Raw genomic sequence first — 26,496 nt, 5'->3', positions numbered from 1 at the left:
CGGACCACGCCCTCCGCGGTGGGCACAACGCACTCGCGCCAGGCCGTGCGAGCGGCCGCCGGGACTGACAAGATGTCCGGATGACCTCCAGTGTTGCCCGGGTGCAGGGGCTCTTGCAGGACCATCCGTTGATCGACGGACACAACGACCTGCCGATCGCCTTCTACGAGTTGGCCGAGTACGACCTCGCCAAGTACGACCTGAGTGTCTCGGTGCCGAAGCTGCACACCGACCTGCCCCGGTTGCGGGTCGGTCAGGTCGCGGCGCAGTTCTGGTCACTGTGGGTGCCGCAGGACGCTGACGCGGTCAAGCGCACCTTCGAGCAGATCGACTTCGTGCACCGCCTGGTCGCGCGCTACCCCGAGGCGATGCAGCTGGCCTCGACCGCCGACGACGTCGACGCGGCGTTCAAGGAGCGCCGGATCGCCTCCCTGATGGGGATGGAGGGCGGCCACTCGATCGGTGAGTCGCTCGGCGTCCTGCGGGTGATGCGCGAGCTCGGCGTCCGGTACATGACGCTGACCCACAACAACAACGTCTCCTGGGCCGACTCGGCGACCGACGAGCCGGTGCTCGGCGGGCTGAACTCGTTCGGCGAGGAGGTCGTCCGAGAGATGAACCGGATCGGCATGCTCGTCGACCTGTCGCACGTCTCGGCCGACACGATGCGGCACGCGCTGCGGGTCACCAGCGCGCCGGTCATCTTCAGTCACTCGTCCGCACAGGCGGTCTGCGACGTACCGCGCAACGTCCCGGACGATGTCCTGCAGACCCTGACCGGCAACGACGGCGTCTGCATGGTGACCTTCGTCCCGTACTTCGTCTCGCAGGCGTACGTCGACTGGGTCGCCGGGGCCCGCGAGGTGGCCGGCCAGCTCGACCTCGACCCGTTGGTACCGGCCCAGCAGAAGCTGCTGAAGGACGCGTACGACGTACCGAAGCCTCGCGTCACGCTCGACGACGTGGTCGCGCACGTCGAGCACGTCCGCGAGGTGGCCGGCGTCGACCACATCGGGATCGGCGGCGACTACGACGGCTGCCCCGAGTTCCCGGACGGCCTGCCGGACGTGGCGTCGTACCCGTCATTGTTCTACGCCCTCGCCGACCGCGGCTGGAGCGACGAGGACCTGGCAAAGCTTGCCGGTGGCAACATCCTTCGCGTCCTCCGGGCGGCCGACGAGGTGGCCGGCTAGCCGGCTGACCAGAGCGGCTGACTAGCGCGGCCTGACCAGTGCCGCTGACCAAGGCGGCTGGCTGACCGGCTGACTAGGCGGGGCGGTACTGGTCGCGGACCTCGGCCAGCGGCTCGAAGCCGGCCGCCTGGTAGGTGGCGACCGCCCCGATGTTGGAGCTCGGCGTGTTGACGAACGCGGTCGACGCGCCGAGGTCCCGGAGTGCAGCCGCGGCCGCCCGGGTGATCGCCTCGCCGTACCCGCGGCCACGATAGTCCCGGTGCACGCCCATCGGCTCGAGCAGACCGGGCTTGCCCTCGCCCGCCGACCAGACCGTCACGCCGGCCACCACCGTGCCCTGCTCGTCCCGGCCGACCAGACACCGCGCCGCCGCGTACGCCGTACCGGCTGCCATCGCGTGCCAGCGCTCGTCGGTGAAGGTCGAGCCGTCGAAGGATGCGCGCTGGAGTGCGGTGCGCTCGGAGGCCGTCTCCGGGCCGATCACCTCGATGGTCAGCGCGGACTGCTCCAGCCCTTCGGTCAGCGGATGGCGCAGCGGCTGCCACGGATCGTCCTGGATCCAGCCGTCCTTGGTGAACAGTTCCTGGACCAGGGCGTCCATCGGCGCCTCGACGTACACCTTGCCCTCGATCAGCACCCCACGCTCCGGGTCACGGCAGTCGTCGAAGAGCCGGTGGTTGAGCTCCTCGTCCTGCAGAGCGTCCGGCGAGTAGGCGACCCGGAGCAGATCCGGCTCGTCCAGCATGCCGATCGCCAGCAACTCACCATCACGCTCCCAGACCCGTATTGCGTTCGCCGCGCGGTCCACCCCGAACCGCCAGAACCACCCGAGATCCCCCGGATGCAACTGCACCGGCCCGTCGTCGCTCTGCCACTCGCCCAGCTTCACAACCAAGGGCGCCAGCCCGTCCACGCCGGGTGTCCGCAGTGAAATCGTCATCCCGCCATCAGACACCACCCCACCGCCCGAACGCACCCGACTTTCCCCCCGACGCCCCGACGCCCGACGCCCGTGGCCCCGACGCTCGTCCTTGTGCTCCGCCTGAGCGTCCACCACCGTCCGGCGACGCTCACCCGGTGCACAAACTCCACGTAGGCGTCCCGACCACGCACGGCGGGACCGACCTTGTGCACCGGGTGAGCGAGTTGCGGCCGTCGAGCGGCTCAGGCGGTGCACAAGGTGGAGGGGCGGAGTTGTCCACAGGGAAAGGGATGCGGGGATGCGGAGGGAAGGGCAGGCGGGGAGAATCGGTGGGTGGAGAGGCTTCGGGACGAGGTACGAGGTCGGGTGCGGGCAGTCCTCGGACGCCCGCTGCGCCATAGTGAGCTCCGGCTGCTCGGGCTGGCTGACCACGACGTTCAGCGGCTGCTGCGCAACGGCGTACTGCAGCGAGCACACGGGCGGTACATCGATGGCGCCATGGACGAGCGACTCGCCACGATCCGGTGCGCCTTGGCAGCACATCCACGATCCGTCGTCAGTCACTTGACCGCCGCCGAGCTGCACGGACTTCACGTGTGGAGCGACAGTTCACCCGGTACGCCGGAGGCCTCGCAAACCGTGTGGCTCACCTGTCCGCCCGGCAAGAACCGTCGGAACCAGAAACGGGACGACGTCGTATTGCGCCGCGCCGGACTGCCGCCGGCCGATCTGCAAGACCTCACGGGCGTGTCGGTTACCTCCGCCGCGCGTACCACGGTCGACCTTGCCCGCGATCTTCCATTACGCGAATCAATGGTCACCGTTGACCATGCCCTGGCAACCGCGGTGTGCCGCGACGACCTCGACTCGGTACTCCGTCGCCAGCAGCGCTGGCCAGGCATCCAGACGGCACGCCGGGCGATCGCGTTCGGGGATCCGCGGTCCGAATCAGCCCTGGAGTCGATCGCCCGGGTCCTGTTCGCGGAAGCCGGACTGCCGGCGCCTGTCCTGCAGGCGCAGTTCTGGGACGGTCAGCGGTGGACGCCGGAGCGGGTCGACTTCTGCTGGCCGAAGTTCCGCACTGTGGTCGAGGCGGACGGACTGGCGAAGTTCGACGCGCCGACTGTCAAGCAACGCCGACGCATCCTGCGCAAGGCCTTCGAGCGGGATCAGCGGCTCGCCGACCTGGACCTGGAGCTGGTCCACTTCGGCTGGGAGGACGCAGTACTGAAGCCTAGCCAGCTCGCCGGACGTCTCCGAGCCGCCTTCACCCGAGGCAACCGCCGTACCGGCGACACCCTCACCTGGCGATCCACCGATCCCGCCCTCTACCCCCTGCCTCACGATTCCACCCCCGCCTTGTACGCCTAACCCCACGACCGACCATCCCGACCACACCCGCCTTGTACGCCTAGCCCGCCGACCGACCCCCGCCTTCTACGGCTAGCCCCACGACCGACCCACCCCGACCACGCCCCCGCACCCGCCACGCCGCCACGCCGCCACGCCGCCACGCCGCCAGCGACTTTGTGCTCCACCTGAGCGGATCTTCGCGAGCCAGCCACTCACGCCGAGCACAAAGTCGCGCAAACGACCGGGGCCGGCGCCGGGGTCGCGGGGGTCGCGGGGGTCGCGGGGTCGCGGAAGTCGCGGGGTCGCGGGGTCGCGGGAATCGCGTCGACCTTGTGCATCGGCTGAGCGAATTCGGCGCCGCCAGGGACTCAGGTCGAGCACAAAGTGGCCGTTGGCGGGCTGACGAGGCGGGCGGGGTGGGGGTCGGGGCGGGGGGTGGGTGGCGATGTTTGGGGATTTCGGGTTCGGGCACGGGACGCGCTCACCGCAATCTACGGTAGGAGAAGTTGTGCTAACCCTGACTGAGAACGCCACTCTGGTGATCAAGAGCATCACGGGCGTCGAGGGCGCTCCCGAGGGTGCCGGGGTCCGGATCTCGCAGGACAACCCGACCGACCCCGCGCTGGCGGTCACCACGACGGAATCGCCGGTGCAAGGCGATCAGGTCGTCGAGGAGAGCGGGGCGCGGGTGTTCCTCGAGGCCAACGCGGCCGCCGCCCTGGACGACAAGATCCTGGACGCCGCCGTCGACGACAAGGGCGGTGTCGAGTTCCTGCTGGTGCCGCAGCCCGGCGCCGGGCGTGAGAACGGCTCGGCTCCGGCCTACTGAGCACAGGCGCGGCTCCGGCCTACTGAGCAAAGGCGCGGCTCCGGCCTACTGATACCAGCGGGGCCGACGGGCTATCCCCTTTCCAGCCTGCCGGCCCGTGCCCTCCCGGGCGTCCACCCGTCTTCACGTCCTCCCACGGGTGGGCGCCCGCGAGGCGCAGTGCCGGCTACAGGCCGGTGCGTTGAGCAATCCAGCTGGCATGCAGATGGCTGTAGACGCCGCCTGCGTTGACCAGTTCGGCGTGCGGGCCGCGCTCCACGATGCGGCCGTCGTCGAAGACCAGTACTTCGTCAGCCGCCTCAGCCGTCGAGAGGCGGTGTGCGATCGTCACCGAGGTGCGGCCGCTCATCAGCCGTTCCAGCGCAGCGTTCACGCGGACCTCGGTGCCGGGGTCGACCGCTGACGTCGCTTCGTCCAGCACCAGCAGGTCAGGGTCGGCGATGTTCGCGCGCACGAGCGCGACCAACTGACGCTCCCCCGCGGACAGCGACTCACCCCGCTGGCCGACCGGCGAGTCGAGACCGTCCGGCAGCGATTCGAGCCAGTCCGTCAGGCCGAGGGACTCGAAGGCGTCGAGCAGTTGCGCGTCGGTCACGTCCGGCCGGCCGAAGCGCACGTTGTCCGCCAGCGACGAGTCGAAGAGATACCCCTCCTGCGGCACCATCACGACCCGCTCCCGCAGTGAGGCGAACGCGATCTCCCGGGCGTCCACCCCATCCAGCAGTACCGCGCCCGAGGTCGGGTCCATCAACCGGGTGAGCAGCTTCGCGAAGGTCGTCTTGCCCGAGCCGGTCTCGCCGACCACCGCCACTCGCCGGTGCGGTTCGAGTCGCACGTCGACATCGCGCAGTACGAGCTCGCCGTCGGGGTAGGCGAAGTTCACCTCGCGGAACTCCACCGAGATCGGGCCGCGGGCCTGATGGACGCCCTCCTCGCCCGGGTCGACCACGTCGGCCGGTGTCGCGATCACGCCGAGCACGCGGCGCCACCCGGCGAAGGCGCTCTGCGCGTCGGTGAGCACCTGAGTGGCGATCTGGACCGGGTCGGAGAACAGCGCGACCAGGAACATGAACGCGAGGATCTCCCCCAGCGTCGCCTTGCCGTCGACCCCGAGCAGCACGCCGGCGGTCAGTACGCCGGCGTTCGCCAGCCCGGCCGCGATACCACCGATCGAGAAGGTGATCCCGGTGATCGCCTGCGCCTTCGTCGCGGTCTTGCGGTAGCCCTCGATCGAGGCGTCGATCCGCTCCTGGGTGCGCTGCTCGATCGCGTACGCCCGCACCACCTGCGCGCCGACCACCGGCTCGGCGACCGCGGACAGCATCTCGCCGACCTTCGCCCGCACCACGCCGTACGCCGCGGACATCAGCCGCTGCAGGTACTTCAGGCTGGCGAACAGCGGCAGGAAGCAGATCAGTACGACCAGCGCGAGCTGCCACGAGTAGACGAACATCACCACGGTGGCGAGCAGCATCTGCCCGATGCTGACCAGGAAGATGAAACCGCCGAACTGCAGGAACTGCGAGACCGTGTCGACGTCCGAGGTCACCCGGCTGACCAGCGCGCCCCGGCGCTCGGTGCTCTGGGTCAGCACCGGCAGATCGTGCACGTGCCGGAACGCCTTGATCCGCATCGTCGCGAGCCCGCGTTCGGAGTTCGTCGCGAGCCGGACCGTGGTCAGGTACGACGCGAACGCCGTCACCAGCACGCCGCCCAGGCACGCCACACACATCCACGCCACGAACGACATGTCCGGACCACCAGGACCCGACAGTCCCCGGTCGATCGTCTGCTGGACCGCGATCGGTACGACGATCCGCCCGCCCGTCATGACCAGCGCGAGCAGCCCGGTGATCCACCAGCCGCGGGCGAGCTCGGGCGAGACCCGCAAACCCTGCTTCAGGGTCTCCAGGCCACCGGCATTGTCACCGGCATCGAGCCGACTGGCCTCTGCGGCGCTCACGCGGACGCTCCTTCTGAATCCAGATCATCGAGTTCTGCTTCCAGCGCGGCTTCTTCCTCACGCCGCGCCGCATCCTTCTCGTAGGCGTCCACCAGATCCCGGTACGCCGCCGACCGCTCCTGCAACTCCAGGTGCGAACCCTGCTCCGCGATCCGCCCCTCGTCGAGGAACAGCACCTCGTCGGCCAGCGCGATCGTCGCCTTGCGATACGCGATCACCAGCACGGTCGTCGCCGCCTCGGACCCCTGTACTGCGGTCCGCAGGCCGGCCAGGATCCGTGCCTCGACCTGCGGATCCACCGCGCTGGTCGCGTCGTCGAGGATCAGCAACCGGGGCCGCCGGACCAGCGCGCGAGCCAGTGCGATGCGCTGTCGCTGCCCGCCGGACAGCGTCGTACCGCGCTCCCCGACCTTCGTGTCGAGCCCGTTCGGCAGGGACTTCACGAAGCCGTCGCCCTGGGCGACCCGCAGCGCGTCCCAGACTTCCTCGTCGGAGTACTCCCCGCCGAGCGTGACATTGCCGCGGATGGTGTCGTCGAAGAGCCACGCGGTCTGGGCGACCAGCGCGACCGAACCGGCCAGCTCGTCGCGCGCCAGCGAGCGCAGATCGAGTCCGTCGACGGCGACCGACCCCTCCTCGGGGTCGACCAGCCGGGTCAGCAGCGTGGTGAGGGTCGACTTGCCGGAACCGGTCGGCCCGACCAGCGCGACGGTGCGGCCGGGCTCGACGGTGAAGTCGACTCCGACCAGGACGTCGCGGTCGGGGAGGTATCCGAACCGGACGTCCGAGACGTCAAGACGAGCGGCCGACGACGCGGTGAGCCGCTGATCGCCGTACTCCATCCCGCCCTCGGCGGTGAGCACGCGCTGGACGCGGTCCCAGCCGACCACCGAGCGCGGCAGCTCGCCGAGCACCCATCCGAGCGCCCGGATCGGGAACCCGATCAGCATGAACAGGAACGCCACCTGCACGACGTCACCCGCATCGGCCGCGCCCGACCGGACCCGCCCGACGCCGACCAGCAGGACCGCCAGCACCCCGATCCGCGGCAACCCCTCGATCACCGGGTCGAACGCGCCACGCGCCTTCATCACCGCGATGTTCGCATCCCGGAGCGCGTACGTCGGGGTGCGGAAGCGCTCGGTCTCGGCGGCCTCGCGGCCCAGCGTCTTGACCACCAGCGCGCCGTCGAAGGACTCGTGTGCGACCTCGGAGACGTCGGCGCGCAGCTCCTGGGCGCGGGTGGCGAGCGGCTGGAGGGTGCGCTGGAAGATCACGTTCGCGAGGAAGACGAGCGGGAAGACCAGGCAGCCGACCAGCGCGAGCCAGGGGTCCGCGGCGAACATCGCGCCGATCGCGAAACCGAGCATCGCGATCACGCCGACCGCCATCGGCAGCGGGGCGATCGGGTACCAGGCCGACTCGACGTCCGAGTTCGCGTTGGACAGCAGCTCGCCGGTGGGGTGCTTGTGGTGCCAGCTCAGCGGCAGCTTCAGGTACTGCCGGGTGACCCGGCGCCGGTACGTCGCCTGCAGCCGGAACTGCATGATGCCGGCCCCGATCCGCCGGCCGACCACGCCGATGGCGCGCAGGATCGCGATGCCGAGGAACAGCGAGACCAGCCCCGCGATCGCGCCGAAGGTGGTGTCGCCGCGCTCCAGGGCCGGCCGGATCACCTTGTCGGTGGCCCACCCCAGCGCCCAGCCGTCGGCCACCGTCATCGCGCCGTACAGCATGCTCGCGACCACCGAGAACGCGAACACCCACGGCTCTTCCCAGATCGCGACCCGCAGGACCGCGAACCCCCGCCGGGTCACGCTCCCCTTGCTGGGAACTTTCGGCTGGCGCACGCAAACATCCTTAGGACGACAACTGTCAGGTCCGTAGCCAGCCACGAGACTGACAACGATCGACATTCTGCCACTGTGCGCCGACAGTTACGATCGAGTTGTGGCTGACTACAGCAAGGTGGAGCGACTCGCCCTGTGTGATCTCTTCGATCAGGTCGGGCCCGATCAGCCGACGCTGTGTGACGGGTGGACGACGCACGACCTGGCCGTCCACCTGTACGTCCGGGAGGCGGATCTGCTCGCCGGGCCGGGCATCATGATCCCGTCGCTGGCCGACACCACCGAGCGGCGGATGGCGCAGGCGAAGGCGAAGTTCAGCTTCACCGAGGTGGTCGACAAGGTCCGGAACGGGCCGCCGACGTTCTCGATCTACTCGTTCCCCGGCCTCGGGCACAACCTGAACACCACCGAGTACTTCATCCACCACGAGGACGTCCGCCGCGCGGTCGAGGGCTTCACCGTGCGCGAGCTGCCCGCCGCGCAGCAGCAAGCGTTGTGGCGGGCGGTGAAGGTCGGCGCCAAGACGATGACGCGCAAGGCACCGACCGGCCTCGTACTGCGCCTGCCGGACGGCACCGAGTCGATCGGCCGGAAGCCCACCGAGCTGGGCTCCGTCACCGTGACGGGTGAGCCGGCCGAGCTGCTGCTGTTCTGCTTCGGCCGCCAGACCGTCGCTCAGGTCGCGCTGGACGGTGACTCGACAGCAGTCGAGCGCCTCCGCTCAACCTCGTTCGGCATCTGAAACCGGCTCCCCCGAAACCGGCTCCCCTGGAATCGGCTCCCCCGAAGCGGGCTCGGCGGGGGCTGCCGTTCCGGAGGCCGGCTTGTCCGCCTTCTTCCTCCGCAGCCGCTGGACCACGCTGCTGATCACCGTGGTCAGCAGCACCAGTACGATCGCCGCGACGACGCCCTGCCACGGCTCGGGGAACAGCGCGTATCCGAGCAGCCCGATCGCCATGTAGACCGCTGCCCACAGCGACGAGGCCGCCAGGTCGACCACCGCGAAGCGGTGCCAGCGATACCCCGACAACCCGGCCGCGAGCAGCACGGGCACGCGACCGCCCGGGATCAGGCGTGAGGTCAGCAACACCGTGATCTCATGCTCCGCCAGCCGCACCCGCAACGCGTCGAGCGAGGCGTTGTCCCGCAACCACCCGACCCGTTGGGCGAGCTTCTTCCCGCCGGCCCGGCAACCGGCGTACACAATCAAGTCGCCGAGATAAGCACCCCCGGCACCAGCGATCAGTACTCCGACCAGCCCGATCGGACTGCTGTGGACCGCCAGTACTGCGCCCGCCGACACAGCCGCGCCGGTCGGGACCACCGGGAGCACAGCACCGAGCAAGACGGCCCCGGCCAGCGCCGCGAGGTACACCCAGCCGAACTCCTCGCCCGTCATCGCGCGCCCACCTCGGTCGACTCCCCTGGCGCCAGCAGGTCCACCCGCACAGCGGGATCCACCTCCGCCATCGCCTTCTTGAACTGCTCGCCCGGCGGCAGGAAGAGCTCAGGCTTCATCCAGTCACAGCCGATCGGCCAGAACGTCCCGAAATGCACCGGTACGGCGATCCGCGCCCCGACCCGCCGGACCGCCTCGGCGGCCCGCTCCGGATCGAGGTGCCCCGGCCCGAGCGACGGCCCCCACCCGCCGACCGGCACCAGCGCCAGGTCGACCGGGCCGGCCTCGGCCGCCAGGTCGTCGTACAGGTCGGTGTCGCCGGCGAACCAGACGCTCGGGGTGCCCTCGACGCGGAAGCCGAGGGCCGGTCCGCTGTGCGCCGACCAGGGCAGCCGGCGACCGTCGTGATGGGCGGTGACGACGGTGATGTCGAGCCCGCCGATCCGCAATTGGTTGCCGGGGGCAACCTCAATGCACCGCTCTGAGTACGACGCGCCGCTGTCCGCGTGGATCAGCTTCGCGGCGCCGCGCGGGACGACCAGCGCGGCGTCGGGCGAAATCAGTGGCAGCGAGGTCAGATGCAGATGATCGGCATGCATGTGCGACACCAGTACTGCGTCGCAATGCCCGGCCTCAGCGGTCGGAGTGGGCCCCCGGCGCCGGCGGACGTGCGCGATCCGGGAGGTCAGCACCGGGTCGGTCAGCAGCCGCGTGCCGTTCGACTCGATGGTGGTGGTGCTGTGCCCCCACCAGGTGATCCGCACGCTCAGGCCTCCACGCTTGCATCCGTCACGCTTGCCTCTGTCACGGTTGCACCCGCCACGGATCCATCCGTCGAAGGGGCCACCGCGGCCGCCCTGAGCTCGGACTCGTGCTTGCGCTGGCCGAGCTGGTCGAGCCAGCCGATCAGCAGGTGGTGCACCGCGTCGGAGCCTACGGGTGGTTCGTCGACGACCCAGCGGCGCGGGTGGACCAGGACGGCCTCGGTCTGCCAGCCGCCGATGCCTCCGTGGCAACCGACCAGTTCCTCGAAGGCCGCGACCTCGTGGGTGTACTCGTCCAGCCGGCTGATCACCACGATGTCGCCGTTGTGCGGCATCTCGGCCTGCCGGAGCATCGACGCTGCCGCCCGCAACCCGTACTGCGCCAGTGGGTCGACGCCTTCGATCCGGCCTGAGCGCAGGACGTGGACACCGGCGCTGCCGATCGCGACGGGACCCTCGGCCAGCGAGTCGACCACAACGAAGCCGATCCCCGGATGCGTCGCCAGGCCCGGGATCAGCTTCGGGTGGAGCAGCTCGATCTCTTCCAGCGGAACCCGGCCGGGCGTGGTCGCCAGGTAGATCAAGGCCAGGTTGCCCGACGCGGTGACGACCATTTGCTCGTCGGCGGCGACCGGCGGCTCGCAGTCGGCAGGGCCGAGCTCGACCTCGCCGCGAGTGGCTTTGCCGTGCAACGCCCGGCGAGTCATCGTGCCGGCCACGCTGCGGCGCAGGCTCAGCTCGGTCAGGAACGCGTTGACCGGACCCCAGCCCTCGGACGGGCGGGTCGCCGCCACCGGCTCCTTCGTGGTGTCGACCAAGTCGTCGACCACCTGGGTCAGCGTCCGGCCGTAGCGCTGCAGGAAGGTCGAGCCCTGGCTCTGGCCGTGATCGGACAGCACCACGATCTCGTACGAGTGCGGCAGGATGTCGATGATTCGCTTGAGCGCGCCCAGCACCCGGTCGAGACCTTCGAGCGTCTGCAGCGACTCCGGCCGGGTCGGGCCAGCATGGTGGGCCACCTCGTCGTAGTCGACGAAGTCGCAGTAGATGACCGGCGTGCCCTTGATCAGCTCGTCGGTGACGAGAGAGACGTTCAGGTCGCGCAGCAGGACGTTGGAGATGGCTCGCAGGAAGATGTAGGACCCGCCGCGATTGACCCGCGGTACGAGATTGCGCCGGCGCTGCCTGCGCGCCTGGTGCAGCTCCTTGACCATCTCGGCGACACACAGCACAAGTCCTCGGGCAGCACCGTGCGGGCTGGAGAAGAAGCGGACGTACCCGCGGCTGCGACCGTTGGGCAACGCCGCCCGGCTGAACACGAGCTCCGACTTGGGTGCGTCCCCGGACCAGTTGTTGCTGATGCTCGCGCCACCGTCGGCCAGCAGCCCACGGCCGGTCGACATCCGCGCCTCGATCTCGGCGGCGTCCCGGGCCCGGTTCGTCACCATCACCCGGCCGGTTTCCTTCTCGTACCAGCGGAACGCCGGGATCTGCCCCGAGCCGGCGTGCAGGATGCCCGCCTGACTGGCCGGCGTCGTCGCCGGTACGCCGGTGTGCCAGCCGACCAGCGAATGGCTGCCGTCCCGGACCCAGCCACCCAGATGCGGCAGGTTGCCCGACATCACCATCCAGTTGAGCAGCGGCGCGGACAGCCCGTCGATCTGGATGATCAGCATCCCGGTCTTCGGCGCGGCCTGGATCTTGCGGGCCCGGCGGCGGACCACCCGCATCACCTCGGAGACGTAGGCGTCGTCGCTCCCGGCGTACGCGATCCAGCCGACGAACGCGCTGACCGACGACATCACGATCGAGACCAGCCAGACGGCCTCGACCCCGCCGTGCAGGTTGACGCCCGGATCGAGCGTGACGCCGAGGTAGACAACGCCGAACTGGCTCAGCAGCCCGCCGATCAGGACTCCGACGGAGCCGATCAGGACCGCGATCCCGGCCAGGATCCAGCGCACCACCAGGCCGATCACCGCGAGCAGCACCACCAGCCGCAGGATCGGCAACCGGCCGTCACTGCTGATCTGCGGCAGCGTCCAGAACGTGATGATCAGCGAGACCAGCGAGGCCAGCCCGCCGAGGATCATCGCCTGGATACCGCGGGTGGTACGGCGCAGGTCGAACCAGACCGGGCGGCGTTGCCGTCGGTCGGTGAACACCTGCTCGGGTGGTTTTGCCATCAGGTACTTCGGACTCCCGTTCGTGCGTTGTGCACCCCGAGCCTACGAGCCCCGAGCCGACTCCGGCGTACTGCGCCACGCAACGGACGGGTGCGACCAGGGTTCACCCGGAGTCCGATCCCGGGTGAACCCGTAGGCCGGGTCCTGGGTGAAGCCGTAGCCGTGGCCTACTGGAGCTCGAGGTAGTCCACTTCGGCGTACAGGTCGCCCTTGGTCAGCCGGATGGTGTTCCAGCCGGCGTTCAGCGTGACCGGGGCGGAGGTCTGGCGCCAGTTGTCCCAGCCGGTGACCGGGTAGCTCACCGTGCCCTGACTGTTGCCGTTGACAACCAGACCGTGGGTCGAGCGGGAGCCCATCCCGTTCGCGTAGCCGACCCACAGGGTGTAGCCGCCGGCTGACGGAGCGAACACCGAGACCTGGACCCAGGAGTCCGCGTAGTCGATGTAGGCGGCGACCGCTCCGCCCGATGCGCCGGCGGCTCCGGTGCGGACTACACAGCGGTTCAGCGTGCCGCGTTCCGCTTCGGTGCGGACCCGGCTGCCGCGGACCACCGGGAAGTCGTTCGCCCAACCGAGATCGGCGACGTACAGGTGTCTCGAGCCGTTGACCCAGCCGTGCAAGAACACTGTGCTCGATTCCTTCCCCGCCCCACCGCCCCAGTCGTCGCCAACGAAGTCCGCGCCGCCGGGACCGCAGACGCGGTTGTCGAAACTCGCTGTGGTCATCAACGGGCGGTAGGCGACGGTCCACGGGCCGCTGAGGCTTGGTGCGGTCGCATACGACGTCAGGTAGTTGCAGTCGGTATAGCCGCCGCCGGAGTAGAAGAGCACGAACTGACTCCCCCGCTGGACCAGATCGGGTGCCTCGATCACGCTGCTCGACGTGAGCATCGCCGTGTTGCCACCGGTGAGGCTCGTGCCGTTGTTCGTGGTCCGGGTCAGCCAGAGCGTCGAGGGCTGGCCGATCGCGTTGCCGTCGTTCTTCCAGGTCAGGTACCGGGTGCCGTCGTTCGCGACGAAGGTGTTCGCGTCGATCGCGCCGCCTTGGCCGAGCGGGCAGATCAGCGGCTGGGTGCCGACCGGTGTGAACGGGCCGAGCGCCGAGCTCGCGGTGGCGACTCCGACGCACTGGCGGCCGGACGACTTGTGCCAGGCGGTGTAGGTGAGGGTGAAACTGCCGTCCGGGTTCGGGTGGACGTCGGGAGCCCAGGTGCGGCCGGGCTGGGCCCAACTCGCCGCCGGACCGCCGGGCATCGCGTCACCGCGGATGGTCCACGGACCGGTGGCACTCGGCGCGCTGGCGACCGGAACGTGGCCGCGCCCGTTGTTGGTCGAGTACGCGTACCAGGTGCCGTTCTTCTGGAAGACGTCCGGATCGGGGAAGTCCTCGCCGATGACGACCGCCGGGAACACCGCGGCCGTCGTCCGCTGGCTGCTCGCCTGGGCGGGCGCACTGAGTGAGGTGACGGAAAGGACGAGGGCGGCGAACGCCGCGACGACTCTGGAGCTGCGCATGGGGACTCCTCAGGTGGGGCGGTACCTGTGACCCCCACTTTTACATCGATTCACCTGAGAATCGAGGCCTGGAAATAATTTCGATCCCTTGACAGATCCTCCGGTTGGGTGGAAATTCCTTTCACATGACGGACATCCTCCAGCGGTTGCGCGAGCTGCGGCCGGCGATGGGCGGCGCGCTGGTCCGGATCGCCGACTTCCTGCTGGCCGAGCCGGCCGAGGCCGCCCGGCTCACGATCACCGACCTCGCCGACCGCACCGGCACGTCGCCCGGCACCGTGACCCGGTTCTGCCACAGCGCCGGGCTTTCGGGGTTCGCCGCACTGAAGGTCGCACTGGCCGAGCAGGTCGGCCGGTCCGGCACCAGTCGCTGGAGCACAGACATCGGGCGGGAGATCGATCCGGCCGACGACCTCGATCAGGTCCTCAAGGTGATCGTCGCCGCCAACACGCAGGCGTTACTCTCCACCGCCGACCAGCTCGACCTGGCAGCCATCGACGAGGTGGCCCGGGCGGTGACCGAGGCGCGGGCGATCCATCTGTTCGGGGTCGGCACCAGCGCGATCACCGCCGACGAACTGCGGATCCGGCTCCAGCGGATCGGGTTCGCCTGCTGGCTCTGGCCGGAGGTGCACGGCGCCCTCGTCTCGGTCACGCTGGCCGACGAACGCGATCTGGTCATCGGCGTCTCCCACTCGGGTCAGATCGCCGAAACCATCGACGTACTGCGGGCCGCCGCTGCCCGTGGTGCCCGCACAGTCGCGATCACCAACGACCGGACCTCCACCCTGGCGGCCGAAGCCGGGCTCGTCCTCACCACGGCCCAGACCGGAGCCGCGCCGGCCGACGCCCTGGCCGACCGCCACGCGCAACTCCTGGTGCTCGATGTCCTCTACACGCGAGTCGCCCAACTGAACCACCCCCGCACCCTGACGGCCCTCGAATCCACCGCCGCCGCCATCGACCCCCGCCGCCACCCCAAACCCAAACGCCGCCGTTCAACCACGTAAGGACCGCGATGATCCCCGCCCGCACCCCCACCCGCCGTACTCTTCTCGGTGGTTTTGTTGCCCTCGGCACCCTTTTGGCCGCTCCCCCGGCCCTCGCCGCCCGCCGCCCCGCCGATGCGTCGACCAGCGCCGCTTTCACCTTCCTGGCCGAGAAGATCGACCAGTACGGCAGCGGCACCACCCTGCGCGTCCCGCAGAGCTACACCGGCGGCTTCTTCGCCGGTATCAACTTCGTCTCGTCCTTCCTGTACGACGACGCGCTCACCATCATCGCCCTGACCCACGAGGGCTCCCCCGCCCAACTGGCCCGCGCGCAGATGCTCGGTGACGTCCTGCTCTACGTCCAGGCGCACGACCCGATCGCCGACGGCCGCACCCGCGCGTCGTACCAGCCCAACCCGCTGATCACCGCGGACGGCACGCCGTACATCGGCTCGCCCGCCGCCTACAGCGGCAACCAGGCCTGGGTCGGGATGGCGCTGTGCCACCTCTACCAGCGCACCGGCCGGCGGAAGTACCTGACCGGCGCGCTCACCGCCGCCAACTGGATCCACTCCAAGACCTGGTCCGCGGCAGGTATCCCCGGCTACACCGGCGGCCGCAGCGCCGACGACCAGCCGCTGACATTCAAAGCGACCGAGCACAACATCGACATCGGCGCGTTCTTCGCCATGCTGGCCAGGCAGACCGGCGACCGCGTCTGGACGACCCGCTCGGCCCAGGCGTTCGCCTTCGTCCAGGCGATGTGGGACAGCCCCGGCAGGATGCTCTGGACCGGCACCAATCCCGACGGCGTGACGATCAACCACTACCCGATCCCGGCCGACATCCAGGTATGGGCCTATCTCGCCCTCCGCGATCGCCGCTCCAGCCAGGCGGTCGACTGGGTGATCGCGAACCTCAGCGCCTCGGACGACGGTTTCACCGGCATCTCCTTCAGCAACACCGACACCAGCAAGGTCTGGTTCGAGGGCACCGCCCACCTCGTCGCCGCGCTCCAGCTCCGCCGCGGCCCCGGCGACCAGGATCGCGTCACCAGCTACCTCGCCAGCCTCCGCGACGCCCAGCTCCGCGCTCCCAACGCCGACGGCAAGGGACTCGTCGCCGCCTCGTCCGACGGCCTCGACACCGGCTTCGGTGACCTGTACTACGCCTCCCTGCACACCGGCGCGACCGCCTGGTACCTGCTCGCCAAGCTCCGCATCAATCCTTTTGTGCTCTGAATGCGCGTGATCACTGGACCGGAGCGGCCGTGGGATAGAGACTCCGGGGTAGTTGGTTTCCGCCTGAGGGTTGAGGGGTTCTTGTGAAAATATTACCGAGTGTGTCGGGCCGGGGGTTGGTGGCGTTCGCGGCGGCCGCGGTGGCCACGGCGGGACTGGTAGGGCAGTCGGCCAGTGCGCCGACCGCAGTACAGGGACCGGCCGCAGTCCAGCAGGTTCAGGCGACCGCGCTGCAGCAGCAGTTGGACACGTTGCTGACCGATTCGCGGTTCCAGGGATCGATGGTCGGGCTGGTGGTGCGGGACGCGACCACCGGCGAGACGTTGTACGACCGCAACGGCGGGACGCGGTTGCTGCCCGCGTCCAACACGAAGCTGTTCACCTCCGCGGCCGCGATGGAAACATTGGGGACCGGCTTCCGGTTCCACACCGACGTACTGGCGACTGCGCCGGTCAGGGCCGGCAAGTTGCGCGGAGACCTTTATCTGAAGGGATTCGGGGACCCGACGGCACTGGAGTCCGACTACGTCGCGCTGGCCAAGCAGATCGCCGCGGCCGGCATCAGGCGGGTCGACGGGAACCTGATCGCCGACGACACGTACTTCGACCAGGTGCGCCTCGGCGACACCTGGGCCTCGGACGACGAGTCGTTCTACTACAGCGCCCAGATCTCCGCCCTCACCCTCGCGCCGGACACCGACTACGACTCCGGTACGGCGATCGTCGAGAGCCTTCCCGGCGCGACGGTCGGAGCCCCGGTGCAACTGAAGATGGTTCCGGCCAATGGCATCCTCAAGCTGATCAACACCGCCACCACCGGAGCGGCCGGCTCGAGCAACACGCTGAGCGTCGAGCGTGACCACGGCACCAACATCGTCCGGATCACCGGTTCGGTACCGGTCGGCGCCTCCGTCGGGCAGGACTGGGTCACCGTCTGGGAGCCGACCCTGTACGCCGCGGACGTGTTCCGCCGCGCGCTCACCGCCCAAGGTGTCCGCGTCGACGGCAAGATCCGCGCGGCGGCGGCCCCGGCCACTGCCCGGCGCCTCGCCCGCGACGAGTCGATGACCGTCGGCGAGCTGATGAACCCGTTCATGAAGCTGTCCAACAACATGCACGCCGAGACTCTGACCAAGGCGATGGGCGTGGTGGCGAAGGCGAACGGCAGCTGGCCGGCGGGACTCGAGGTCACCACGGAGTACGCGAAGAGCGTCGGGGTACCCACCGACACGATCCGCTTGTCGGACGGCTCCGGCCTGTCCCGCAAGGTGAACGTGACGGGGAAGAGCGTCACCGACCTGTTGATCGCCACCCAGCAGGAGCCTTGGTTCCAGCAGTGGTACGACTCGCTGCCGATCGCGGGCAACCCGGACAGGTTCGTCGGCGGCACGCTGCGCAGCCGGATGCGCAACACCCCGGCGGCGAACAACCTGCGCGCCAAGACCGGCTCGCTGACCGGGGTCACGGCGTTGTCCGGCTACGTGTCGAACAAGGACGGCCGCAAGCTGGTGTTCTCGATGATCTCGAACAACTACCTGACCACGCCCCGCCCGGTCGAGGACGCGGTCGGCGTCACGCTGGCGTCCTGGAGCGAGAAGGCTCCGGTCGCGGCAGTGAAGGCGGACCCGAGCAGGACGGCGCAATCGGAGGACGCGGGCTGCGGCAACGACTGGATCAAGGCTTGCTGATCCGTCGCGGTTGAAGGTCGCGGTTAAAGGGTTAGACAGTGCGGCGGTCGTTCAGGACTATGAGGGGATGACCGCTGCGCTGCCTGCTGGGTATACCTTTCGCCGACCGAGCAAGGACGACGTGGAGGCGATCTACGAGCTTGTCGCGGCGTGCAACACGGCGGCGATCGGGTTCGCCGACTTCACCCTCGACGACATGGCCGACGAGCTCACCGAGCCCGGGTTCGACCTCGATCAGGACGCCTGGCTGGTCTACGCCGGCGAGACGCTGGTCGGTTACGGCGCCGCTTACGGCAAAGGGGATGATCACCGGATCGTCGATGTTGATGCCTACAGCGCCGAGCGCGACGTGGCCGAGTGGCTGCTGGCCGGGACCACCGCGCGGGGCCAGGCGCTGGCCCGGGCCAACGGGCTGACCGAGGTCTCGATCGATGCGAACACGTACCGCACCGAGACCGCCAAACGCGAGCTGCTCGCGGACAACGGCTTCACCCCGACGACGACGTACCAGCGGATGCGGATCGACCACACCGGGCCGGTGGCGGCACTGTCGTACCGGAGGGTGTGGTGCTGCGGCATGGGGCGCCGGACGAGGAGACGCGGCGGGTCGCTCATGCGGTCCTCACGGAGAGCTTCACCGGGCAGTACGGGTTCGTGCCGAGCTCCTTCGAGCAGTGGCACGCCGCGCACGAGTCGCAGTCGACGTTCGACTGGTCGCAGGTGACACTGCTGGAACTGGACGGCCGGGTGGTCGGATTCCTCGAGAGCAACGACCAGTTCATCGAGGACGAGAACTGCAACTACGTACCCCGGCTCGGCGTTCTCGAGGAAGCGCGGGGTCGCGGGCTGGCCAGGCTCCTGCTGCGCGATGCCTTCGCCGCCGACGCCGCAGCCGGTCGAGCCGGCACGATCCTGCACGTGGACACCAACAACCCGACTCCCGCACTCGGCCTCTACCTCTCGGTGGGCATGAAGTCCGTCCTGATCATCGACGTCTGGCGCCGCACCCTGCCGGCCATCTGATGCCCGACCTCCCTCCGGGACCTCCTACCGACCCGCACCCCGACCGCTCTCCCGGGCCGCACGCCGACCGGTCTCCTGGCCCGCTTCCCGATCTCCCTTCCGGTCTGGCCGTCCGGCCGATGCGGATCGAAGACGCCCCGGCCGTCCAGGCGCACCTGGCCGGCCACAGCGTCGCGCTCGTCGGCGCCCACCAGTTCAGCCCCGAAGGCGTGGCCAACTTCCTCCGCGACCCAGCACTCGACCTGCCCACCGACACCTGGCTGGTCACCAGCGGCGACCGGGTTGTCGGGTCGGCGGCGGCCGTGCGCGCTCCGGGGCGAACCAGTGTCGAGGTCTGCTCGGCCGACCGCGAGGTCGCCACCTGGTTGCTCGACCGGACGATCGAGCGCGCCGTCGAACAGGCTCACTCGGAAGGACGGACCGAGCAGCAGGTCCGGCTCGGCATGCTCCGCGCGGACCGGCAACTCGCCGAAGTGGCCGCGGACCACGGGCTGGCGCTCGAGACCTCCACCGACCGGATGAGGATCGAGCACACCAGCCCGGTCGAACCGCCTGCCGTGCCTGACGGGGTGACGGTGCATCGCGGCGGATTCGACGAGACGATCCGGCGCGCCGGCCATCAGGTGATCGCCGACTCGTTCGCGACCCAAACGGCCTCGGTTCCCCGCCCGTACGACGAGTGGGTCGTGTCGCGAGAGAGCCGGTCCACGTACGACTGGTCCTGCCTGACCGTGCTCGAACTGGGCGGCCGGCCGGTCGCGGTCCGGGAGTGGGACCGCAACTTCGTGAGCACGGAAAACTGCGGCTACATCGGCCGGATCGGCGTACTGCCCGAAGCTCGGGGCCGGGGCCTGGCGAAGTACCTGCTCAAGGACCAGTTCGCCCTCGACGCCGCAGCTGGCCTCAGCGGCACCCTCCTCCACGTCGATACCTCGAACCCCACGCCCGCGGTAGGCCTCTACCTGGCGGTCGGCATGCGACCGGACATCACCAACGACATCTGGACCACAACCCTGCAGGTTTGAGCGGCGGTGTTGCCGAAGAGAGATGTGAGAGATTACTCTCGAAACATGTCTCTCAGAAATCCGTACGGCGACTTCGAGATCACCGACCCGCAGGCGATGCGGGCGCTGGCGCATCCGGTCCGGCTGGCCGCGCTGAGTTATCTGCAGAAGAACGGCCCGGCGACCGCCACCCAGCTGTCGGTGCATGTCGGCGCCTCGCCGTCGGTGACGAGCTGGCATCTGCGGCATCTCGAGTCGTTCGGGCTGGTCAGTGATTCCGCGCCACCCGAGGGTGGGGCGGACAAGCGGCAGCGGTGGTGGAAGGCGATCGCTCGCGGCTTCCGGTTCGAGATGCCGGACACGCCGGACGGTGCCGAGGCCGGCCGGATGCTGCGCACCGAGGTGATGAGCCAGGCGCTCGACCACGTCCAGCAATGGCTCTCCGACACCGAACCCGCCCTCGACCCCGCCTGGAGCCGCGCCAGCGGGTCGTCGAACACGCTGGTGACGATCACCGTCGCCGAGGCCGAGGAGATCGAGAACGCGATCCAGGAACTGCTGGCGCCCTACGTCCAGCGCGGCCCGGACGGCGCGCCCGACGAGGCCAGGCCGGTCCGGCTGATCCGTATGAACTTGCCTGAGGCAACCAACTGAGTTGGTGAGGAACCCGCCATGTCGAGCACCGTCCCGCAGGCTCCGCCTGCCCCCAGCCTGTGGCGAGACCGCCGGTTCCGGACGTTCTGGTCCGCCCAGGGCGTCTCCGAGTTCGGCGACCGGATCAGTGAACTCGCGCTGCCGTTGATCGCGGTCACCCTGCTGAACGCCTCCCCCAGCCAGGTCGGCTTCCTGACCGCCGCGGTCTGGCTCCCGAATCTCGCCTCGCTGTTCATCGGCACCTGGGTCGACCGGCATCGGGACAAGCGTCCGCTGATGATCGCGGCCGACCTGAGCCGGACCGTGCTGCTGTTGTCGCTGCCGGCGGCGTACTGGCTGGACATCATGACTCTCGGCCAGCTGTACGCGATCGCGATCCTGGCCGGTACTGCGCACGTCGTCTTCAACACGGCGTACGCGTCGTTCTTCGTGCGACTGGTCAGCCGCGATCAGTACCTGGAGGCAGGCAGCAAGCTGTCGGCGACCAGGTCGATCTCGTACATGGCCGGTCCGGCTGCCGGCGGCCTGATGGTTCAGTGGCTGACGGCACCGATCGCGCTCGTCGTCGATGCGCTGTCGTTCGTGTTCTCCGCGGTGCAGGTGAGCCGATTGAAGGTGACGCCGGGAGAGGCTGACGAGGGTGAGGAGTCGTTGCTGTTCAGGGCGCGGGCGGGGATGCGGTACCTGTTGCGGCATCCGTACCTGCGGGTGAGCCTGGGCTGCGCGACCACGGTGAACTTCTTCACCATGATCGGGATGGCGTTGCTGGTGCTGTTCGCCAGCCGTGACCTCGGCCTGTCCGCGGGGGTCATCGGCCTCGCTCTCGGGATCGGTGCGTCCGGCGGGCTGATCGGAGCGCTCGCCGCCAAACGGCTGGCCGAGCTGATCGGCGCCGGCCGGCTGATCGCCGTCGGCGCAGTCGTGTTCCCCACCTCACTTGGGCTGGTGGGACTGGCCGACGGGCCGGTCTGGTTGCGGGCGGGCATCCTGGCCGGCGCCGAGTTCGTGGCCGCGTTCGCGGTGATGTGCTTCGACGTACCGCTGAACTCGCTGCAGGCGGCGGTGACCCACGATCACATGCGCAGCCGGGTCGCCGGAGCGTTCAGCAGCATCAACTACGGAGTACGGCCGCTCGGCGCGGTGGTCGGCGGTCTCCTGGGCACCTGGCTGGGTGTCCGCGAGACCTTGCTCATCTCCGCGGCAGGCGGCCTGTTCTCCGTACTGTGGCTGATCGGCTCCCCCATCATCCGGACCAAGGAGCTGACCGGCCTGGAACCGCCAGAACTCTGACTACTGGGTTTTGGCGACCGTGCGGCGGAGCGGGATCTCCTTGATGAACAGGACGGCAACCAGGCCGATCAGGGCGCAGCCTGCCGCGATCAGGAAGATGCGGCCGGTGGCGTCGCCGTACGAGTGGCGGACGAGCTCGGCGAGCTGCGGCGGGAGGTGATTGACGTCCAGCAGGCTGGTGCCGCCCGAGCCGCCGTCCTGCAGCTTGCGGGCCGCTTCAGCACCGCCCGGGCCGTGGAGCAGCCCTTCGATCATCAGGTTCTTGACCCGGCTGGCCAGGACGGCACCGAGCACCGAGACGCCGACCGCGCCGCCGAGATTCCGGAAGAAGGCCACGGACGCGCTGGAAGCACCGATCTCGCTCACGTCGACGGTGTTCTGCACCGCGAGCACGAGGTTCTGCATCATCATGCCCATCCCGATGCCCATCAGGAGCATGCCGAGGCCGACGTACCAGTACGGGCTGGCGTGGTCGATCGTGCCGAGCAGCGACAGGCCTGTGGTGAGCAGGGCGCCACCGATGACCAGGTACCGCTTCCACTTGCCGAACCGGCTCACCAGCTGACCTGCCCCGACCGAGCCGATGAAGGAGCCGAGCATCATCGGGATCGTCAGCAGGCCGGCCTGGGTCGGGCTGTAGCCGCGGGCGACCTGGAAGTACTGGCCGAGGAACAGCGCGCTGCCGAACATCGCGACACCAACAGCGAGGCTGGCTACGATGGCCAACGCGGTGGTGCGCTGCTTGACGATCTTGAGTGGGACGAGCGGCTCCGCGGCGCGGCTCTCGACGACGACGGCCAGGATGCCGAACAGCAGCGTGCCACCGACGAACAGTGCGGACTGCCAGGAGAACCAACCGAAGTCGTGGCCGGCGAACGTCACCCAGATCAGCGGCAGGCTGGCCGCGATGCTGATCAGGACCGCGCCGAGGTAGTCGATCTTCACCCGGCGCCTGACGAGTGGCAGATGCAGGTAGCGCTGCAGGATCACGAGACTGATCACGGCGAGCGGGACGCAGACGTAGAAGCACCAGCGCCAGCCGAGCCAGGAGGTGTCGACGATGACACCGCCGATGAGCGGGCCACTGACGGTCGCGACGGCCATCACGGCACCCATGTAGCCGGAGTACCGGCCGCGGTCGCGCGGTGGGATCGCCGCACCGATGATCGCCTGGGCCAGAGCCATCAGGCCACCCATGGCCAGGCCTTGCAGGGCGCGGGCACCGATCAGGAACGGCACGTTGTGCGCCATCCCGGCCAGCGCCGAGCCGATCACGAACAAGACGATCGAGAGCTGCACGAGCAGCTTCTTGCTCACCAGGTCGGACAGCTTGCCCCAGATCGGAGTGGAGACGGTCGTAGCCAGCAAGCTCGCCGTCAGGACCCAGGTGTACTGCGTCTGGCTCCCTTCGAGATCGGCGATGATCGTCGGCAGCGCGTTGCTGACGATCGTCGAGCTGAGCATCGCCGTGAACAGCGCGGCGAGCAGCCCGGCCAGGATCTCGAGGATCTCGCGATGGGTGAGTTCGGGCGCGGCTTGGCCGACCGGGCCGGCGGGCCGGGTCTCGGTGACAGTCATCAATCTCCAGTCGATTCAGTTCGGGTACTTCGCGCCGGCGGTCGCCTGGCCGACGGCGGAGGCGACGCGGCGCAGTACTGCGGCAGCCGCGGCCATCTCGTCGTCACCCCAGTCCGCCAGGGACTCGCGAAGCCGGCGGGCGTACTCCGCGTAGAGGGCCTCGAGCCGGGCGCGGCCGCCGTCGCTGAGCTGGACGAGCGACACCCGGGCATCAGCCGGATCGGGCCGCCGACTCACCAGCCCGTCGCTCTCGAGCGCACTCAGTTGCCGGCTGACCACCGAGGCGTCGACCCCCAGCTTCGCGGCGATCTCCCCACCCCGCTGCTCGCCACCTTTGGCCAGCACCTTCAAGACGCTCGCATCAGCCCGTCGCAATCCGGAGTCAGGCCACAACTGCCGATGCTCGATACACCGCACCGCCCGCACTACCGAGCTGAGTCCCTCAATCACATCTTGGGCCGCCCCATCCCGCTCAACGTCCTGAGCTAGTTGCATAACCCAACTATAGAACCAACTAGTTGGTTTCTGCAACCATATGGTCGAGCGACACCGCCAGGAGGTCGGGCAGGAACTAGCTGAGGTCGAGGTTCAGGCGGCTGAGGAGGCGGGCCAGGTCGGACAGGTCCGCGGTGTCCCAGCGGGCGAGGATGGCGCGGAACTCTGCCTGGCGCTGGGCTCGCATGGCGCCGAAGCGGGTGGCGCCGGTTTCGGTGAGGCGGAGCAGGCGGGCGCGGCCGTCGTCGGGGTCGCCTACTCGTTCGATCAGGCCGAGGGACTCGAGGTGGCTGAGGCCGCGGCTGACCGTGGACTTGTCCAGGCCCAGCGCCTGGGCGACGTCGGAGGCTCGCACGCCCGGCCGGCTCGTGCTGGTGCCCAGCTCGATCTGGGAGATCAGGGCGTAGCCGGCCGCGTCCATCTCGGGGTGGACGCGACGGGCGAGTTGCATCTGGGCGGAGCGGGAGCGGCGGAACAGGTTCGAGAGCTCGTGCTCGACGTCCGCGACCAGTTGCTGGTTCTGGTCAGCGACCATCTCGCTCACCGGACCACGATGCCGGCATCACGCAGGGCCTTCTTGACGTCCGCGATCCGCAGGTCGCCGAAGTGGAAGACGCTCGCGGCCAGTACCGCGTCCGCCCCCGCCTCGACGGCCGGCGGGAAGTGCTCGGGCAGGCCCGCTCCCCCGCTGGCGATCAGCGGGACGTCGACCACCGCACGCACCGCCCGGATCAGCTCCAGGTCGAAACCCTGCTTGGTGCCGTCGGCATCCATCGAGTTGAGCAGGATCTCGCCCGCCCCGAGCTCGGCGCCACGGCGGGCCCACTCGATCGCGTCCAGCCCGGCCGACTTGCGCCCGCCATGGGTGGTCACCTCGAAACCGCTCGGCTGGCCGGCGGAGCGGCGTACGTCGAGGGACAGGACGAGGACCTGGTTGCCGAAGCGCTTCGCGATCTCCGAGATCACCGCCGGTCGCGCGATCGCGCCGGTGTTGATGCCGACCTTGTCCGCGCCGGCGCGCAGCAGCCGGTCCACGTCGGCCGCCTCGCGCACACCGCCGCCGACGGTGAGCGGGATGAACACCTGCTCGGCGGTCCGCCCGACCACCTCGTACGTCGTCTCGCGCGACCCCGACGAGGCGGTGATGTCGAGAAAGGTCAGCTCGTCGGCACCCTCGGCGTCGTACAGCCGGGCCATCTCCACCGGGTCACCGGCGTCGCGCAGGTCGGCGAAGTTGACGCCCTTGACCACCCGGCCGGCATCAACGTCGAGGCAGGGAATCACACGCACGGCGAGGCTCACGCGGAAAGGGTACCGAGTCCGGCCCGGCTGACCCGGCCGATAGGCCAAACTTCGGACGGTGAAGATTCCCAAGTGGGGGCGCCGCAAGCCGGCCCCCGGGCTGGCCGCCGAAGCCGCCCGTACTCCCGGCGGCTGGGTCTACGAGATCGACGCGGAGTGGGTCGACGACCCGGACGGGTACGTACCGCCCGAGGCGATCAAGGGCGGCTGGAAGGTCGACGACGCCGGCCGGCTCACCGACGAGTACGTCGCCAACGAGAACCACGGCCCGCCGCGGGACGATTTCAGCGCACTCACCGAACCCGGCCACTGGCTCGACTGGCTGGGCGACGACCCTGCCCAAACGGTGCGAGACAGCATCGAACTGTCCCTGGCCGAACAGGTCGTCGGAGCCAAGGTCCAATGGCTGAAGGTCACCGCCGATCCCCAGTTCCTCACCGGCGGCAAACCGCTGCCCGACGATCCTGGAAAGGCCCAGGTAGTCCGGACCGCGCTGGCCGTGGAGTTCGCGTTGTCGGTCCTGCATCCGAAAGGCGGGCGCGACATCCTGACAGGCGTCTACAGCCTGGCCGTCGCCGGAATGGACGAGCCAGTCGCCCGAGAGCGCTCCTGGCTCGACCTCGGTGCCACCATGGACCAGATCGGCCCCCTGCTGGAAGAACGCCTCTACACCCTGGATCTGGAGAGCTAGATGAGCACGCCGACGACCAGGCCGAGGCAGGCGGAGAAGGCCAGGAAGACGAGGACCAGCGGCAGGTAGGTGTAGCTCTTGTTGCGGCGTGCGCCCGGCATCTCCGGCAGGCTGAAGATCGTCGTCACCCGCCGTGGCAGCAAGACGCCGCGCTGAGCCGCGGCCGTCAGGCCCTCGCGGATCGGCTCACGGACCGGCAAAGGAGGCGGCAGCGTGATGACCACGTCGGTGAGCTGGTCGCGAAGCCGCAACGACTGCGTACCGCCGTGAGCGCGTTCCCACCGAACTCCGGTCAGCGCCGCAAGGTCCAGCGACTGCCGTCCGATCACGGTGAGCACGTCGAGGTACTGACCCTGGACCCGCGGCCGGATGCCGACGTTGCCGACCAGCAGCGAGACGAAGAGGATCCCGGCCGCCGCCGCACCGAAGGCCAGTAGCGGGACCGCCCCGCCGTCGCCCGAGTAGCGGAGGGCGATTGTCAGCGGGGCGGCCAGCGACAGCGTCACTACCGTGGCCAGAGCGAATCGCAGAGTGCGCGAGACGCGGCGTGGCCGGTTCACTTCCC

25 protein-coding genes are annotated in these 26,496 nt (G+C 69.4%); 13 read left to right on the top strand and 12 right to left on the bottom strand.

The features are described from left to right. The first annotated feature begins 80 nt into the window (after window positions 1-80). On the top strand, window positions 81-1,193 hold the full coding sequence (locus tag ACQPYM_RS18485) for a dipeptidase (protein WP_433022252.1): 1,113 nt from the start codon (window positions 81-83) through the stop codon (window positions 1,191-1,193). A 73-nt stretch (window positions 1,194-1,266) separates the two neighbouring features. On the opposite strand, the gene ACQPYM_RS18480 is transcribed toward ACQPYM_RS18485, so the two are convergent. Further along, window positions 1,267-2,133, bottom strand: coding sequence for a GNAT family N-acetyltransferase (locus tag ACQPYM_RS18480; RefSeq protein WP_433022250.1), 867 nt, complete (start codon window positions 2,131-2,133; stop codon window positions 1,267-1,269). Between the two features lie 315 nt (window positions 2,134-2,448). On the opposite strand from ACQPYM_RS18480, the gene ACQPYM_RS18475 reads away from it, so the two are divergent. Together ACQPYM_RS18475 and ACQPYM_RS18470 are read left to right on the top strand one after the other, a co-directional pair. Next, entirely contained in the window at window positions 2,449-3,486 is a 1,038-nt protein-coding gene (locus ACQPYM_RS18475; RefSeq protein ID WP_433022248.1) for a type IV toxin-antitoxin system AbiEi family antitoxin domain-containing protein, read from the top strand. Window positions 3,487-3,976: 490 nt separating this feature from the next. Next, a complete protein-coding gene (locus ACQPYM_RS18470) occupies window positions 3,977-4,297 on the top strand; it encodes a Fe-S cluster assembly protein HesB (protein WP_433022246.1) in 321 nt (106 codons plus the stop codon). 166 nt (window positions 4,298-4,463) lie between these two features. Here ACQPYM_RS18470 and ACQPYM_RS18465 read toward each other — a convergent pair whose 3' ends face one another. Next, the gene (locus tag ACQPYM_RS18465) at window positions 4,464-6,260 is read right to left on the bottom strand and encodes an ABC transporter ATP-binding protein (protein WP_433022244.1); all 1,797 of its coding nucleotides are present in this window, start codon (window positions 6,258-6,260) and stop codon (window positions 4,464-4,466) included. After that, on the bottom strand, window positions 6,257-8,110 hold the full coding sequence (locus tag ACQPYM_RS18460) for an ABC transporter ATP-binding protein (RefSeq protein ID WP_433022242.1): 1,854 nt from the start codon (window positions 8,108-8,110) through the stop codon (window positions 6,257-6,259). The genes ACQPYM_RS18465 and ACQPYM_RS18460 overlap by 4 nt, the downstream gene beginning before the upstream one ends. A gap of 100 nt (window positions 8,111-8,210) precedes the next feature. Here ACQPYM_RS18460 and ACQPYM_RS18455 point away from each other — a divergent pair, with 100 nt between their 5' ends. After that, on the top strand, window positions 8,211-8,852 hold the full coding sequence (locus tag ACQPYM_RS18455) for a TIGR03085 family metal-binding protein (RefSeq protein ID WP_433022240.1): 642 nt from the start codon (window positions 8,211-8,213) through the stop codon (window positions 8,850-8,852). On the opposite strand, the gene ACQPYM_RS18450 is transcribed toward ACQPYM_RS18455, so the two are convergent. The 4 genes from ACQPYM_RS18450 to ACQPYM_RS18435 all read right to left on the bottom strand — a co-directional run bounded on the left by ACQPYM_RS18450 (window position 8,832) and on the right by ACQPYM_RS18435 (window position 13,973). Then, window positions 8,832-9,509, bottom strand: a complete 678-nt coding sequence (locus ACQPYM_RS18450) for a DedA family protein (RefSeq protein WP_433022238.1) — start codon at window positions 9,507-9,509, stop codon at window positions 8,832-8,834. The genes ACQPYM_RS18455 and ACQPYM_RS18450 overlap by 21 nt on opposite strands. Further along, complete coding sequence (locus ACQPYM_RS18445; protein ID WP_433022236.1) at window positions 9,506-10,273, bottom strand: MBL fold metallo-hydrolase; 768 nt, start codon at window positions 10,271-10,273, stop codon at window positions 9,506-9,508. The genes ACQPYM_RS18450 and ACQPYM_RS18445 overlap by 4 nt, the downstream gene beginning before the upstream one ends. 2 nt (window positions 10,274-10,275) lie before the next feature. Continuing rightward, a complete protein-coding gene (locus ACQPYM_RS18440; protein ID WP_433022234.1) occupies window positions 10,276-12,459 on the bottom strand; it encodes an alkaline phosphatase family protein in 2,184 nt (727 codons plus the stop codon). Between the two features lie 167 nt (window positions 12,460-12,626). Then, on the bottom strand, window positions 12,627-13,973 hold the full coding sequence (locus ACQPYM_RS18435) for a family 43 glycosylhydrolase (protein ID WP_433022232.1): 1,347 nt from the start codon (window positions 13,971-13,973) through the stop codon (window positions 12,627-12,629). Window positions 13,974-14,098: 125 nt separating this feature from the next. Between ACQPYM_RS18435 and ACQPYM_RS18430 the strand changes: the two genes are divergently transcribed. The 8 genes from ACQPYM_RS18430 to ACQPYM_RS18395 all read left to right on the top strand — a co-directional run bounded on the left by ACQPYM_RS18430 (window position 14,099) and on the right by ACQPYM_RS18395 (window position 21,865). After that, window positions 14,099-14,983, top strand: coding sequence for a MurR/RpiR family transcriptional regulator (locus tag ACQPYM_RS18430; RefSeq protein ID WP_433022230.1), 885 nt, complete (start codon window positions 14,099-14,101; stop codon window positions 14,981-14,983). 8 nt (window positions 14,984-14,991) lie between these two features. Then, window positions 14,992-16,206: a hypothetical protein gene (locus tag ACQPYM_RS18425; protein ID WP_433022228.1), complete on the top strand. Its 1,215-nt coding sequence runs from the start codon at window positions 14,992-14,994 to the stop codon at window positions 16,204-16,206. Between the two features lie 101 nt (window positions 16,207-16,307). Continuing rightward, window positions 16,308-17,894: a D-alanyl-D-alanine carboxypeptidase/D-alanyl-D-alanine endopeptidase gene (gene dacB / locus ACQPYM_RS18420; protein ID WP_433022226.1), complete on the top strand. Its 1,587-nt coding sequence runs from the start codon at window positions 16,308-16,310 to the stop codon at window positions 17,892-17,894. A gap of 67 nt (window positions 17,895-17,961) precedes the next feature. Continuing rightward, on the top strand, window positions 17,962-18,618 hold the full coding sequence (locus tag ACQPYM_RS18415; RefSeq protein WP_433022224.1) for a hypothetical protein: 657 nt from the start codon (window positions 17,962-17,964) through the stop codon (window positions 18,616-18,618). Then, on the top strand, window positions 18,615-18,917 hold the full coding sequence (locus ACQPYM_RS18410; protein WP_433022222.1) for a GNAT family N-acetyltransferase: 303 nt from the start codon (window positions 18,615-18,617) through the stop codon (window positions 18,915-18,917). Before ACQPYM_RS18415 ends, ACQPYM_RS18410 begins: the two co-directional genes overlap by 4 nt. 119 nt (window positions 18,918-19,036) lie before the next feature. After that, window positions 19,037-19,942, top strand: coding sequence for a GNAT family N-acetyltransferase (locus ACQPYM_RS18405; protein ID WP_433022220.1), 906 nt, complete (start codon window positions 19,037-19,039; stop codon window positions 19,940-19,942). A gap of 45 nt (window positions 19,943-19,987) precedes the next feature. Next, window positions 19,988-20,575, top strand: coding sequence for an ArsR/SmtB family transcription factor (locus ACQPYM_RS18400; protein WP_433022218.1), 588 nt, complete (start codon window positions 19,988-19,990; stop codon window positions 20,573-20,575). An 18-nt stretch (window positions 20,576-20,593) separates the two neighbouring features. Next, on the top strand, window positions 20,594-21,865 hold the full coding sequence (locus tag ACQPYM_RS18395) for an MFS transporter (RefSeq protein ID WP_433022216.1): 1,272 nt from the start codon (window positions 20,594-20,596) through the stop codon (window positions 21,863-21,865). Here the strand turns inward: ACQPYM_RS18395 and ACQPYM_RS18390 are convergent, their stop codons facing one another. From ACQPYM_RS18390 to hisF, 4 genes are all read right to left on the bottom strand, one after another. Next, the gene (locus ACQPYM_RS18390; RefSeq protein ID WP_433022214.1) at window positions 21,866-23,443 is read right to left on the bottom strand and encodes a DHA2 family efflux MFS transporter permease subunit; all 1,578 of its coding nucleotides are present in this window, start codon (window positions 23,441-23,443) and stop codon (window positions 21,866-21,868) included. A 15-nt stretch (window positions 23,444-23,458) separates the two neighbouring features. Beyond that, window positions 23,459-23,788, bottom strand: a complete 330-nt coding sequence (locus ACQPYM_RS18385) for a MarR family winged helix-turn-helix transcriptional regulator (protein ID WP_433022212.1) — start codon at window positions 23,786-23,788, stop codon at window positions 23,459-23,461. Window positions 23,789-24,014: 226 nt separating this feature from the next. Beyond that, window positions 24,015-24,473 (bottom strand): MarR family winged helix-turn-helix transcriptional regulator, encoded by a 459-nt coding sequence (locus ACQPYM_RS18380; RefSeq protein WP_433023327.1) that lies wholly within the window; start codon window positions 24,471-24,473, stop codon window positions 24,015-24,017. A gap of 5 nt (window positions 24,474-24,478) precedes the next feature. Next, a complete protein-coding gene (gene hisF / locus ACQPYM_RS18375) occupies window positions 24,479-25,240 on the bottom strand; it encodes an imidazole glycerol phosphate synthase subunit HisF (RefSeq protein ID WP_433022210.1) in 762 nt (253 codons plus the stop codon). 58 nt (window positions 25,241-25,298) lie between these two features. Between hisF and ACQPYM_RS18370 the strand changes: the two genes are divergently transcribed. Continuing rightward, the gene (locus ACQPYM_RS18370) at window positions 25,299-25,931 is read left to right on the top strand and encodes a hypothetical protein (protein ID WP_433022208.1); all 633 of its coding nucleotides are present in this window, start codon (window positions 25,299-25,301) and stop codon (window positions 25,929-25,931) included. Here ACQPYM_RS18370 and ACQPYM_RS18365 read toward each other — a convergent pair. Further along, window positions 25,928-26,491: a hypothetical protein gene (locus ACQPYM_RS18365; RefSeq protein WP_433022206.1), complete on the bottom strand. Its 564-nt coding sequence runs from the start codon at window positions 26,489-26,491 to the stop codon at window positions 25,928-25,930. The genes ACQPYM_RS18370 and ACQPYM_RS18365 overlap by 4 nt on opposite strands. Between the last annotated feature and the right edge of the window lie 5 nt (window positions 26,492-26,496).

The organism is Kribbella sp. CA-294648, from assembly GCF_050943845.1.
Classification (GTDB): Bacteria; Actinomycetota; Actinomycetes; order Propionibacteriales; family Kribbellaceae; genus Kribbella.
This window is presented reverse-complemented; position numbering and strand designations above follow the sequence as displayed.